This is a genomic window from Miniphocaeibacter massiliensis (genome assembly GCF_900232905.1).
GTDB lineage: Bacteria > Bacillota > Clostridia > Tissierellales > Peptoniphilaceae > Miniphocaeibacter > Miniphocaeibacter massiliensis.
Genome location: NZ_OCTQ01000003.1, coordinates 1 through 13,789 on the forward strand (window position 1 = coordinate 1; position 13,789 = coordinate 13,789).

Consider the following 13,789-nt stretch of genomic DNA (forward strand, 5'->3'; position numbering starts at 1 on the left):
AATCTTTAACCTCTTTATCATTCGATAATGGGGTCTCATATGGTATTAATCCCGGTTTCCCGAGGCTATCCCTTTGTGTAAGGCAGGTTGCTCACGCGTTACTCACCCGTTCGCCACTTTCCTCTATCAGTCTTCAATCGAAATATCAGTCTAATAGATTCTCGTTCGACTTGCATGTGTTAAGCACGCCGCCAGCGTTCGTCCTGAGCCAGGATCAAACTCTCAATTAAAATGTTTGATCAGCTCTTATCTGCTGACTTCTTTATTTTCTTTACACCGAAAATTATTGTTTGGTTGTACTTCTTTTCTCAAAGTTTTTTACACTTTTCTTTTGTCTAGGTTCTTTCGTTGCACTCTCCGTGACAACTCATTTAGTATACCATGGCTTCAAATATTATGTCAACACTTTTTTGAAATATTTTTCACTTTATTTTATGCTGTTGAAATTCCAACGTTTAACTCATGATGTTTATTTCATTTATTTTATTATGCTATACTATATAGGCTACGACCTATTGTTAGTATAGGTTTATAGCAATAAATGTTTAAGGAGGTTCTTTTTTATGAAGAAGGAAAAAAAAGATGCGCAAGGTTCTAAGTTTTTGAGACGTATCGAAAAAATAGGTAATGCTATGCCTCATCCTTTTATGATTTTCATAATAATGAGTATAGCTATTATGGTAATTTCTTATTTTCTACAAGGTACTTCTGTGGATTTTGTAAATGGTCGTACTGGAGAAAAAGAAGTTGTTGAAGTAGTAACTCTACTAAACAAAGATGGTATTAATTGGATGCTTAATAATATGGTTGACAACTTTGTATCATTTGCTCCTCTAGGCGTTGTTCTTGTAGCTATGCTTGGAGTAAGTATTTCTGAATGGTCTGGTTTAATAGAAACAGCATTAAAGAAGTTGCTTCTTGGTGCAAATCCAAAAATTTTAACTCCCATAATTATATTTTCTGGAGTAATGGCTAATGTTGCAGGAGATGTCGGCTATATAGTTGTTATCCCCCTAGGAGCTTTACTTTTCGCCGAAGCAGGTAGAAACCCTATAGCTGGACTTGCTGCTGCTTTTGCTGGAGTTTCTGCTGGTTTTAGTGCTAACTTATTATTTGGTGCTACAGATGCTCAATTGTCTGCAATTACTCAAACTGCTGCAGATGCCGTAGGTTTAGATGTTAGTATTACGGCAACATCAAATTGGTATTTCATGGCTGCATCAGCTTTTATGATTGTTATTATAGGTACTCTTATCACAGAAAAAATAACAGTTCCAACTTTAGGTAAGTATACTGGAGATTTTGTGGTTGAAAAGTCAGAAGTGACCCCTTTACAATCTAAAGGTCTTAGAAATGCTGGTATTGCCTTACTGTTAATTATTATTGTTATTGCTATTTGTGTTATACCTGAAAATGCATTATTTAAAACATTAGATGATAATGGCGATTTGAGCTTAAAAGCTTTTCTTAGTCAAGGTATTATCGGAATAATATTTTTTGTATTTTTAATTCCATCTATAGTATATGGAATTACTACTAAGAAAATTAAAACTACTAAAGATATGGCGGAAGGATTTACAGAAGGTATGAAGAGTATGGGTGGATTTATATTTTTAGCTTTCTTCGCTGCACAATTTGTTAAGTACTTTGAATACACACACATAGCTACGATAATTTCTGTAAAAGGTGCTCATTTCTTAGAAAGTGTTGGCTTTACTGGAATACCTTTAATTATAGCATTTATAATTTTATCTTCTTTCTTAAATCTATTTTTAGGTTCTGCAAGTGCAAAATGGGCTATAATGGCTCCAATATTTATACCTATGTTGTTCGGTGTCGGTTTAAGTCCTTCACTTGCTCAAGCAGCTTACAGAATTGGAGATTCTAGTACAAATATTATTACTCCTCTTATGAATTATTTTGCTATGATTGTTGTATTTGCTCAAAAATATGATAAAAAGAGCGGTGTAGGGACTATAATATCTACAATGTTGCCTTATTCCTTTATATTGTTAATATCATGGATAATACTTTTAATTATTTTCTATGTATTCAATATACCTTTAGGACCAGGTACATTCATACAAGTATAATTTTAACAAGCAACAAAAAAGCATTGGATTATATCCAATGCTTTTTTATATTATTTTTCTAATGCTTGTGCTGCTGTTATTAAAGAAAGTTTATATACATCTTCTTCGCTACATCCTCTTGAAAGATCAGATATAGGCATATTTAGCCCTTGCAATATAGGGCCTATAGCTTCATATCCACCTAATCTTTGGGCTATTTTATATCCTATGTTTCCAGCTTGCAAGTCTGGAAATATAAATACATTAGCTTTTCCAGCAACATCTGAACCTGGAGCTTTTTTCTCTCCTACTTCTGGTGCTATGGCTGCATCAAATTGCATTTCTCCGTCTATTGCCAACTCTGGAGCCAATTCTTTTGCTATTTTAGTAGCTTCTGCAACTCTTTCTGCTAGTTCGTGTTTTGCTGAACCTTTAGTTGAGAAACTTAACATAGCTACTTTAGGATCTATATCAAATATTTTAGCAGTCTTTGCAGATTCTACAGCAACTTCTGCTAACTCTTGTGGCTCTAGTGTAATGTTAATAGCAACATCTGAAAATAAATATTTGCCGCCTTTTTCTCCAAGCATTAACATGGCTCCACTAGTTCTTGAAACTCCTGGTTTTGTTTTTATAATTTGTAAAGCAGGTCTTACAGTATCTCCTGTTGAGTGAACAGCTCCACTTACAAGACCATCCGCTTTTCCTGTAAATACTAACATTGTACCAAAATAGTTAACATTTTTAAGTTGTTCTAAAGCATCTTCTTTAGTAGCTTTTCCCTTTCTTCTTTCTACAAAGGCATCTACTAAAGATTCGTATTCTTCGTATTTATCAATTTCTAATATGTTTAATCCGGATATATCTAATGAATTTTCTGAAGCAGTTTTCTTTATCTCTTCAAAATCTCCTAATATTATAGGTTCTATTAATCCATCATTTTTTAATTTTATAGCCGCTCCCAAAATTCTTTTATCTTCTCCTTCTGGAAATACTATTTTCATATTTTTACCTTTTACTTTATCTTTTATACTGTCAACTATATTCATTTAAGTCACTCCCATTAATATATTCACGGTAATACTATCATGAAATTTTTTACTTGTCCGTGCTCAACGCCCTATTTAATGCAATTTTTTCGTCGTCAGAAATATCCATTTTGGCTATTCCTTTTTCTATTCTCTTTGAAAAAGATAATGAATTTTCTCTGCCATAAATACTAGTAATCATTATTCCGTTGTCAAAACTATCTAATAACACCAACGTGTAAGATAGCTTGTTACTCAAGTCTGGAAATGCATCATATTTGTGAAAGCCTACTTTCTGTAGAGAATAAGCTAAGTTTTTATTAAGTCGAGTTTGTTCGCCAGATATTTTACCAAGGTCTCCTCTAATAGCTTCTATTTCTTCTGTATGTGCTAGTAGTACTTCTTCAATATTTAATTCCCCTCTACCATTTAGAATATTATCATATCTCTTTTTAAGTCTATTAACTTTTCTATTTACTTGCAAAATTTTAGAGAATGCAACTATCATTAGTATCGTTAATATGATAAATAAGAGAAAGCTAAATGTTTGAACTACTGATTTCAACGCCTCCATTAACGATTCTCCTTTACTATCTTCTTCAAAACTGCTATTGTTTTTTCAATTTCTTTTTCATTGTTAAAATATGAAAAACTAAATCTAGCCGCACCTTTTTCTTGTGTGCCTATTGTTTTATGTGCAAGTGGTGCACAATGAAAACCAGCTCTAACATATATATCATAACCCTCGTTAAGAATATAGGCTAACTCTGAAGAGTCTAATCCTTCAATATTCACTGATACAACAGGACCTTGTCTTTCATCTTTTGAACCATAAACTTTTATTTCTTTTATTTGTTCTAACTCATCTATAAAATAGTTTTTTAATATATTTTCATGGTCTCTTATATTTTTTAAACCTACTTCATTTATATACTCAACGCCTGCTCCAAGCCCAACTACTCCAACACCGTTAATAGTTCCAGACTCTAATCTATCAGGATAAATAGAAGGTTGATTCAATTCCATAGAAAAGCTCCCTGTTCCACCTTCCATGATAGTCTCTATATATTCTTTAGTATTTACATAAAGTCCTCCGGTTCCCATTGGTCCAAATAATGATTTATGTCCAGGAAAACAAAGTATATCTATATTGTCCTTTTTTACATCTATATCTAAATAACCTATAGCTTGAGCAGCATCTACTATATATTTAATATTTTTATCTTTTAAAATTTTGCCAATTTCTCTAGTATTTACTATTGTTCCCGTTAGATTACTCATAGCTGTGGTTACACAAAGATCTGTATTTTCTTTTATAGCATTTTTTATTTCTTTTGGATTTACAATCCCATCTATATTAGCATTAACTATTGTAAGCTCAATTAACTTTTGGCTTTCCAAATGTTTCAACGGTCTAAGTACAGAATTATGCTCCATACTTGTAGTAATCACGTGAGTTCCCTTTTTTACTAAACCTTTAATTGCAATATTTAAACTCTCTGTACAATTTTTTGTAAAAGCCAAGTTTAAAGGATTATCTCCTCCTATAAAGTCTGTTAATAAATTTCTAGTATTAAATATCTCCCTATCCATTTTAAGAGACAATTTATGCCCAGACCTTCCAGGATTTGCTCCAAATTCCTTCATAGCCTCCATAGTCTTTTCATAAACCATCTCCGGCTTTGGGAATGTTGTTGCGGCATTATCAAAATATATCAAAACAGTTCCTCTATTTCATTTCTTTTAATCTGTTGTAACAACTATCCATCATTTCTTTTTGAAGTTCTTTTATTTCGTTAGTATATTTTTCCAGCTTAACTTTTACCTCTTCTTTATAAGCTCCTTCTTCTATACTACTTAAATTAATAATAACGTTTAATAAAACAGCTTCTCCACTCGCTGCAAGCAATAAAGTTCCAGCGCCTTGGTCAGTTATAGCATAAATATTTCCATATTTAGCAAAAGATCTTTGATTTTTCATACAATCTATTATAAGTTCGCAAGTTTTTAGAGGAACGTCCATAGCAACTTTATATCCTTCTTGAATTTTTTGCTTTCTAAAAGTTTTTTCTTCCTCTGTTTCTTTTGGCAATTTATAAGCTTCTAAAACTCCATCAAAAGATTTTGCATCTGCATCAACCATTTTTTTAAGTTCTTCTATAAGGCTATCCATTGTTTCATAGTCTTTTTTAACTTCATTTTTAATAGACTCATCTAAAGATTCAAAAGATTTTTTTCCATAAGTCAAGTTAGCAACCATCATAGTTAAAGCTGCACCCAAAGCCCCTGTATAACCTACTACAGAACCTCCACCTGGCATTTCTTTACTTTTTGTTTTTTCTAAATACTCAACTAATCCCATTTCAATATACATTTTCTCTATCCTCCTATAATTTCTAAAATTCTTTCTAAATCATCGTTGCTCATATAAGTAATTTCTATTTTGCCGCCTCTTTTTTTAGGCTTTAAATCAACTTTTGTTCCTAGTCTTTCAACAAGTCTTTCTTCAAGTTCCTGCTGATATATGTCTTTTGACTTTCTTCTAAATGCAACTTTCTCTAAATCTCTAACATTAGATTGCTTTAAAAGTAATTTTTCAAGCATTTTAAATCTACTATTTTTATCTTCAATAGCAAGTAATGACCTCGCCTGAGTAGAAGTTATGTCTCCTTCTTTCAAATGTTCCAATATTTCTGGATCCAATTTTAACAGCCTTATTGTATTCGCTATGTAAGAACGACTTTTTCCTATTTTTTCACTTAACTCCTGTTGAGTATATCCGTACTCGTCCATCAATTCTTGGTATGCTGAAGCTTCCTCATAAGGATTCAAGTCTTCCCTTTGGATATTTTCAATAATAGAAATTTCTTTAATCTCTACATCGCCTATATCCATAATTCTAACTGGAACTTTTTCCAATTTCGCCAATTTAGCAGCTCTGTATCTTCTCTCTCCAGCTACTATTTCATATTTTTCGTTTTTCTTCCTAACAACAATAGGTTGTATAATACCATATTCCAATATTGAAGTTTTTAACTCTTCTAAAGATTCTTCTTCAAACTCTTTTCTTGGCTGATCTTCCCTTGGAAAAATTTCTTTAAGTTCAAGTTCCTCTATATTCTTTTTTTCTAAATCTTCATCTATAACATTTTGAGGAATTAATGCTTCTAATCCCTTGCCTAGTCCCTTTTTTTTAGCCATTTCATCACCTATTTATTATTCTTAATTATTTCTTTTGCAAGTTTTTCATATGCCACAGCTCCCTTAGACTTGCTATCATAATCAAAAATACTCTCTCCGTAACTAGGAGCTTCTGCTAAGCGAACATTCCTTGGAATAATACTTTTAAAAACTTTGTTTTTAAAATATTTCTTTACTTCTTCCACAACCTCCAAAGAAAGATTGTTTCTTCCATCAAACATACTAATTAATACGCCTTCAACTTCTAAATCCTTGTTTAAAGACTTTTTAACTAGATTTATAGTTTCAACTAACTGACTTACACCTTCTAAAGCATAATATTCACTTTGTATAGGAATTAATACCGAGTCTGCAGCAGTTAGTGCATTTATACTTAAAAACCCTAAAGAAGGAGGACAATCCATTATTATATAATCAAAATCCTCAAAACCCTCTAAAGCATTTTTTAAAACCGATTCTCTACTTGGTGTATTAATAAGTTCTACCTCCACACCAGATAAAGAAGTATTCGAAGGTATTATACTAACATTCTCAGCTTCTGTTTTATATATGATATCTTCTAATTTTACATCATTAATAAATAAATCATATACTGTATTCTCTAAGTTCATTTTATCCACTCCGAAACCAGAAGAACTATTACCTTGTGGATCTAAGTCCATAACCAACACTTTTTTTCCTTTTAGCCCTAAAGCTGCAGCTAAATTTACAACTGTTGTAGTTTTCCCTACTCCACCTTTTTGGTTGAACACACAAATCGCTTTCATAATACCCCCTTTCTCAAATTATTATAGCATATATTAACATTTCAAAATTATCTTTAATTAATTGATTCCTGAATTTATATCTGACTCGATATAATCTTTTACCGTTACTAAATCTCCAAAAACAAAGTATCTATCTCCCGTGTTTTTTCCATCTTTGTAATAACAATTCATAACAGTTACTATTGGGTTTCCTCTTTCTTCTGAAACAGTATCCTCTATTAAATTTACACTAGTTGGACTTACTCTTTGAGTATCATACACCTTATACTCATAAGTTTTAATCTTATCCGTTATTCTTATAATATCTCCTTTATTTACAGAAATTAAATTTCCAAGTAGAGTGTTGTTTTTTGCATAATGACCTGCAATAGAATAGTTTCCTCTACCCATAACCTGATCTTTTTTCATAGTTCCTACCCCTGCTAATAATTCATTATTGCTAAGTCCCTTAAACATCGTTAAATTAGCCTTTATGTTTGGTATAACCATTTGTCCAATAATTAAATCTTTGTTTATTTCTCCTGGATTTAAAATAACCTTGCTAGGAGATATTTCATCAAGATTATCAAAATTAAAATCTCCATCTCCATCTTTGTTCTTATTTAAATCTTCAGCAGATAATGTATTAAAGTCAGTCAAACTAGACTCGACTTTATTTTTAATATACAAATTCATAATTGGTGTAATAGCTAGCGCAAGAACACCTATAATTATTATTAACAATCCAAATACTTTTCTTTTCGACATTTTATAATTCTCCTAAATTTATTCTTTACTATTAATAATATCAAATTTTACTGCTTTTTTATATTATAAACTATATATCTAAATTGAATAAACAAAAAAGAACCTCGTATAGCAGGTTCTTTTCTATTTATATAGTTATTTCTTAAATTTAATACTTACTTTGAACAAATCTCCATCTATATCTATATTAAACTTTCCACCTTGACCTTCTATTAAAGAAGATGCTATTGAAAGTCCAAGACCTGAGCCATCTGTATTTCTTGACTTATCCCCTCTTGTAAATCTTTCCATAAGCTCCTCTGCACTAATATTTAACTCATAAGCTGAAATGTTTTTTATAGTTAACTTAATCTCTTCTTCATCATCTTTTAAATCTATATATACCCTAGTATTTCCTTGAGCATATTTGCAAATATTACCCATTAAATTATCAATAACTCTGTAAGTTCTACTACCATCTAGCATTAATACTACTGGATAATCTGGTTTATTAAATACTATCTCCAAATTCTTTTCTTCGAAATTATCTTTCCATTCTCCTATACCTTGTAAAACAAGTGCTGAAAAGTCTAATTTAGCATATTCAAATTCTATATTGTTACTTGTAGCTTTGCTAATTTGGAATAAGTCTTCTATTAAAACCTTTAATTTCAATGCTTTTTCATGAATTACTTGTGCATATTCTTCTTTTTCTTCTTTTGAAGATTCTTCATCTATTAATATTTTAGAGTAATTTATTATAGATGTTAAAGGTGTTTTTAAGTCATGACTTACATTTGTAATAAGCTCTGTCCTCATTCTTTCAGCCTTAACTTGTTCTTCAACAGCTGTGGTTAAATTATCTCCAATAGTGTTAAAATTATGTGCAATATTTTTAAAGTACGGCATACTTTCGTCTACTTTTACTTCATAATTTCCTTTAGCTATTTCTGCGCTTGTATCGTTTATATTCTTTATATTTTTTACTATATTGTAAATTACTGTATAAGTTAAAGCTATGGCTATTACTCCTAAAATAAACCAAGCTCCTTCTCCTTCAGCTCTAAAAATAATGCTAAAGAAGATTACTACCACTGCCATTGCTAAAGTAACTAATGCAGATCCTACAACGCCTAATGTTCCAACATCTTTAATGTTTCCTTCTATGGTATTTTTTATTTTTTTATAACCGCTAATTATCTTTTTAAATACCCAGAAAGTTAAAGTCTTGTTTTTAATTGTACTGACTATACCATTGTTAAATAAACCTTTTAATAATAGTATAAAGTAGGAAAATATCATTAAACTCATTACTGAAACCAATATAAGCATTATAATAAAAATACTATACTCTGTTCCTATAGAAAGGTAGTAATCAATATAGAATTGATCGGCTGGAATAGTTAGTCCTAGTAAAAATATTATCCCTAAACCAATTATAGAAACATCTATATACCATTTATCCATAAATTTAATATACTTAACTTGTTTCATATTTTCATATTCACTTAAACCATTAAATATTAAAAGTAAAACTATAGCTAAACCTACTCCTGGTAGAAAACCAGCTAGTAAAACTTTTTCTATATTTTCTGTACAGTAAGGATTGTTAACTATATCACTTTTATCTACTGTAAATACAAAATCTGCATTTTCAAGTTTATAAGTTTCTGTATTATATATAGTAACTCTACCCTTTGGATAAATGTATCCAATTCCTTCTTCTTCCAATGTTGATGAATCTTTTATTATATCTGTCTCATATTGAGACCTTATATCTTCCTCTGGTTCTCCTGGGTAAAATGTTCCATATTCATTTTTAGTATATCTAATGTCCGGGTCTTCTGAGTCAATAGAAAAAGTCTCTGCACTTCTCATTTTTTCCATATAATCTTTGTCTGTTGAATTTATAGTTTCAGAATTTTCTTTTTGCATCGTATTCTTCTTAAACCTAAAACCTAGTATTTCTTTCAAATCCGAAGTTACATAATCATCTTTTAAATTATTTTCTAGTAGTTCTACCCCTTCTTTTGTATACTTACCTTTTACAAATACTAAATTACCTTTGTCTTCCTTAATTTTTTCTATATTTTCAAATTTATTATCTGTATAATTTTCTTTAGTTTTTTTATTTTCATAAGTATATTTAATACCTAGGTTAACATTGTTAATCTTTCGATTTGCATGGTATTCTAGGCTTTCAGAAATTTCAAATACCAATCTATCCCTAATATAATCATCTGTTATTTCTTTTTCTGTTCTTTCTGGTTGCATAGAATATATTCCAAATCCTGTAGCTCCAGATATTAAAACTATTAATACAAATGTTAAAATTCTACCCCAACTTGTATATCTTAACTTGTAAAACCAGTTTTTATTTTCTTCTGTCATAATGCTCACCTTTTAATCCCCTTCAAATTTATAGCCTAAACCCCAGGCAACTTTTATATACATAGGGTTCTTTGGATCTATTTCAATTTTCTCTCTTATTCTTCTAATATGAACAGTTACTGTTTTTGAATCTAATGCAGGTTCGTTCCAAATCCTTTCATATATTTCATCTATTGAAAAAATTCTATTTGGATTTTTCATCAAAAGTTCTAAGATATTGTATTCTATAGATGTTAAATTAACCACTCTATCGTCAACAGTTGCAGTTTTCTCAAAAGTATTTAACTTAACCCCTCCAATTTCTATTACTTCATCATCCACTTTTTTTACTTGATAACTGTAAAATCTTCTTATAGCTGAGTTTACCCTTGCTATTAATTCCATAGAGTTAAAAGGTTTTGTAATATAGTCGTCTGCTCCTATATTAAGTCCTGTTATTTTATCCATGTCTTCAGATTTAGCAGATAGTATAATAATTGGAACATAGGTTTTTTCCCTTAACCTCATAATAGTTTCTTCACCTGAAAGATTTGGCATCATTAAATCCATAATTACAAGGTCTATCTTGTTTTCGTTAAATATCTTCAAACCTTCCAAACCATCATATGCTTTAAAAATATTGTAATTTTGATTTTTCAAAAATATCTCAATAGAATTTGATATTGCAATATCGTCTTCACAAACTAAAATATTATAGCTTTTCATATTAACTCTCCTTCTGTATGTATATAATAACAATTTGTTTTTACAAACTTATTTCTAAATTATTAAAAATTTATTAAGAATCTATTTATAGTATAGTACAAGTAATTTAAACTTTTAATTAAAATGTTATCTAAAGTAAAAATAGTGGTATAAATTGAATGTATGTAATTACAATAAGGAGATGACGTAATGAAAAATATTGAAATTCACGTAGATGTTGCATGCCCTTTCTCTTATGCAGGCGGAGAAAAAATGATACAATTTTTAGAAAAGAACAATGCACCTTTAACAAACATTAGATTTAGAAGTTTTCAACTTCAACCAGACGATGATAACACAAAAACAAATTATTTAATGAATCGATTTAAAACTTCTGGTATGAATAGTGTAGAAGAATATAAAGAGTTTTTTGCAAGACTAATAGGAGACCAGATAAAATCAATAGGACTAGACTATAATATAGAAACTGTCATTTCAAAGAATACAATTCACGCACATATGGGACTTCAATATGCAACCATGTTCGGAAAACAAGCAGAGTACTTTAGAAAAGTTACAAGAGGACATTTTGCAGAAGGAAAAGACTATTACGACTTTAATTACCTTGACGCTGTTTTAACTGAATTAGGTTTGGATGTAAAAGATTTTCATAGTAGAGAAGAAGAAATGAAAAACTTAGTAGCTGAAGATATGAAATTAGCTGCTGAAAGAGGAGTTAGGTCTGTACCTACTTTTTACCAAAATGGAATTGTACTAGCTGGAACTGGTAGCGTTGAAGAATTCGAAAAATTTATGTTAGATTAATAATAAAACAAAAAAACGACTTTAAAAGTCGTTTTTTTATTTTATTATATATTCGTAAAATCTCGAGCTTTCTCCCCAAGGATGGTATCCATCACAAATATATTTAAAACCATATTTTTCATAATATCCAATATGACTATTTGATAAGTATAAAGAATTATAACCTAGCTTTTTTGTATCTTCTATACATTTATCTATAATAATTTTCCCAAAAGAATTTCCTCTACTAGCTTCTTCTATATATAATGCACAAATCCAAGGATATAAGTCCATACAACTTATAAAATCATTAGTTATTATTCCACAACACCCAATAATCTCTCCCTTGTCCTCTAACAAATACCATAATGGTATAGGGCTACTAGCTTTTAAACTTCTCCTTAGACAATCATCATAAACCATTAAACTGTCTTTTGTAGCCCATTTATCTTGAAAATACTTACCCCATATCTATATATTCTGGTTCTTTTCTAATATTAATAATTCTCATTATTCTTTAAAATCATTCATATCCCATATTTCTGTAGCTATTTCTTCGTAAAATTCTTTCTCATGAGATACTAGAAATATTCCTCCCTTATACTCTTTTAACGCTCTTTTTAATTCTTCTTTTGCATCAACATCTAAATGATTAGTCGGCTCATCTAGTACAAGTATATTGGTTTCTCTATTTAATATTTTGGTAAGTCTAACTTTAGCCTGTTCCCCACCACTTAAAACGTGAATTTTAGATTCTATATGTTTTGTCATAAGACCAGACTTAGCAAGTGCCGCTCTAATAGCAAACTGCTCCCAACTTGGAAACTCATTCCACATTTCTTCAATACAGGTATTTTCATTTCCAAAATCTTCTTCTTGCTTAAAATATCCTATTTGTAAATTTTGTCCAAGCTCCACTTCTCCAGAAATAGGTTTTATCATACCCAAAATAGTCTTAATTAATGTAGTTTTTCCAAGACCATTTTCTCCAACAATAGCAATTCTGTTTCCTCTTTCCATTCTTAAATTTAAAGGCTTGGTAAGAGGTTTCTCGTATCCTATAACTAAATCTTTAGTCTCAAAAATAACTTTACCTGTTGCCGAATACTCTAAAAACTTAAACTCTGGTTTAACTTTATCTCTAATAAGCTCTATCTTTTCCATCTTATCTAGTTTCTTTTGTCTAGACATAGCCATGTTTCTAGTAGCAACTCTAGCTTTGTTTCTTGCAACAAAATCTTCTAAGTCAGCTATTTCTTGCTGTTGTTTCTTGTAAGCTGCCTCTAATTGTTTCTTCTTTATATCTCTTAACCTTTCAAACTCGTTGTAATCTCCAACATATCTATTTAATTCCATATTTTCAACATGGTAAATTAAATTAATTACAGAATTTAAGAATGGTATATCGTGTGAAATAAGTAAAAAAGCATTTTCGTAATTTTGTAAATACCTTCTTAACCATTCAATATGTTCTTCATCTAAGTAGTTAGTTGGCTCATCTAACATTAAAATATCTGGTTTTTCCAACAATAGTTTTGCTAGTAAAACCTTAGAACGTTGACCTCCTGAAAGGTCTGAAACTTTTTTGTCTAAACCAATTTTATTTATTCCCATACCGTTGGCAATTTCTTCAACTTTAGAATCTATTAGGTAAAAATCTTGATGTTCTAAAATCTCTTGAAGCTCTCCCACTTCTTCTAATAGTTTATTAATCTCGTCTTCAGAAGCAGTTGCCATTTTTTCGTAAGAATCATTTATCTCTTTTTCTATGTCATAAAGATATGAAAAAGCGTCTTGAAGTACATACCTTACAGTTTTATCCATATCTAGTGAAGCATGTTGGTCTAAATATCCAATTCTAACACGTTTAGCCCATTCAATATCCCCATCATCTGGAATAAGCTTACCAGTGACAATATTCATAAAAGAACTCTTACCTTCGCCATTTGGACCAACTAACCCAACATGTTCCCCTTTATTTAAAATAAAATTTACATTTTTTAATATATCTCTACCACCATAACTGTGGCTTAAATTTTTAACAGTTAATATACTCATAAAAAACCTCCAACCTATGAAATTCTATCATAGAGTTGGAGGTTTTAACAGTATTTAA

Annotated in this window: 13 protein-coding genes and 1 rRNA gene; 2 read left to right on the plus strand and 12 right to left on the minus strand. The window is 30.2% G+C overall.

The genetic code is table 11. The features are described from left to right. Nucleotides 1–230 (minus strand): 16S ribosomal RNA (locus tag CS899_RS06220); the annotation flags it as partial. Nucleotides 231–563: 333 nt separating this feature from the next. On the opposite strand from CS899_RS06220, the gene CS899_RS06225 reads away from it, so the two are divergent. After that, nucleotides 564–2,093, plus strand: a complete 1,530-nt coding sequence (locus tag CS899_RS06225) for an AbgT family transporter (RefSeq protein WP_100065321.1) — start codon at nucleotides 564–566, stop codon at nucleotides 2,091–2,093. Between the two features lie 50 nt (nucleotides 2,094–2,143). Here the strand turns inward: CS899_RS06225 and pta are convergent, their stop codons facing one another. From pta to CS899_RS06270, 9 genes are all read right to left on the minus strand, one after another. Further along, the gene (gene pta / locus CS899_RS06230) at nucleotides 2,144–3,121 is read right to left on the minus strand and encodes a phosphate acetyltransferase (RefSeq protein WP_100065322.1); all 978 of its coding nucleotides are present in this window, start codon (nucleotides 3,119–3,121) and stop codon (nucleotides 2,144–2,146) included. A gap of 49 nt (nucleotides 3,122–3,170) precedes the next feature. Next, on the minus strand, nucleotides 3,171–3,674 hold the full coding sequence (locus CS899_RS06235; protein WP_100065323.1) for a DUF4446 family protein: 504 nt from the start codon (nucleotides 3,672–3,674) through the stop codon (nucleotides 3,171–3,173). After that, nucleotides 3,674–4,819 carry an aminotransferase class V-fold PLP-dependent enzyme gene (locus CS899_RS06240; RefSeq protein ID WP_100065324.1) on the minus strand — a complete coding sequence of 382 codons (1,146 nt, stop codon included), beginning with the start codon at nucleotides 4,817–4,819 and terminating at the stop codon, nucleotides 3,674–3,676. The genes CS899_RS06235 and CS899_RS06240 overlap by 1 nt, the downstream gene beginning before the upstream one ends. 10 nt (nucleotides 4,820–4,829) lie before the next feature. Continuing rightward, complete coding sequence (locus CS899_RS06245) at nucleotides 4,830–5,474, minus strand: cyclodeaminase/cyclohydrolase family protein (protein ID WP_100065325.1); 645 nt, start codon at nucleotides 5,472–5,474, stop codon at nucleotides 4,830–4,832. A 5-nt stretch (nucleotides 5,475–5,479) separates the two neighbouring features. Further along, nucleotides 5,480–6,301, minus strand: a complete 822-nt coding sequence (locus CS899_RS06250) for a ParB/RepB/Spo0J family partition protein (RefSeq protein ID WP_100065326.1) — start codon at nucleotides 6,299–6,301, stop codon at nucleotides 5,480–5,482. An 8-nt stretch (nucleotides 6,302–6,309) separates the two neighbouring features. Next, nucleotides 6,310–7,068: an AAA family ATPase gene (locus tag CS899_RS06255; RefSeq protein WP_100065327.1), complete on the minus strand. Its 759-nt coding sequence runs from the start codon at nucleotides 7,066–7,068 to the stop codon at nucleotides 6,310–6,312. 57 nt (nucleotides 7,069–7,125) lie between these two features. After that, nucleotides 7,126–7,815 (minus strand): class A sortase, encoded by a 690-nt coding sequence (locus CS899_RS06260; RefSeq protein ID WP_100065328.1) that lies wholly within the window; start codon nucleotides 7,813–7,815, stop codon nucleotides 7,126–7,128. A 135-nt stretch (nucleotides 7,816–7,950) separates the two neighbouring features. Continuing rightward, entirely contained in the window at nucleotides 7,951–10,185 is a 2,235-nt protein-coding gene (locus CS899_RS06265; protein ID WP_242491883.1) for a HAMP domain-containing sensor histidine kinase, read from the minus strand. Between the two features lie 12 nt (nucleotides 10,186–10,197). Next, nucleotides 10,198–10,890 carry a response regulator transcription factor gene (locus CS899_RS06270; RefSeq protein WP_100065329.1) on the minus strand — a complete coding sequence of 231 codons (693 nt, stop codon included), beginning with the start codon at nucleotides 10,888–10,890 and terminating at the stop codon, nucleotides 10,198–10,200. 189 nt (nucleotides 10,891–11,079) lie between these two features. Here CS899_RS06270 and CS899_RS06275 point away from each other — a divergent pair, with 189 nt between their 5' ends. After that, the gene (locus CS899_RS06275; protein ID WP_100065330.1) at nucleotides 11,080–11,694 is read left to right on the plus strand and encodes a DsbA family oxidoreductase; all 615 of its coding nucleotides are present in this window, start codon (nucleotides 11,080–11,082) and stop codon (nucleotides 11,692–11,694) included. Between the two features lie 36 nt (nucleotides 11,695–11,730). Here the strand turns inward: CS899_RS06275 and CS899_RS06280 are convergent, their stop codons facing one another. Together CS899_RS06280 and CS899_RS06285 are read right to left on the minus strand one after the other, a co-directional pair. Further along, the gene (locus CS899_RS06280; protein ID WP_242491884.1) at nucleotides 11,731–12,096 is read right to left on the minus strand and encodes a GNAT family N-acetyltransferase; all 366 of its coding nucleotides are present in this window, start codon (nucleotides 12,094–12,096) and stop codon (nucleotides 11,731–11,733) included. Between the two features lie 87 nt (nucleotides 12,097–12,183). Continuing rightward, entirely contained in the window at nucleotides 12,184–13,731 is a 1,548-nt protein-coding gene (locus CS899_RS06285) for an ABC-F family ATP-binding cassette domain-containing protein (protein WP_100065331.1), read from the minus strand. Nucleotides 13,732–13,789: the final 58 nt, after the last annotated feature.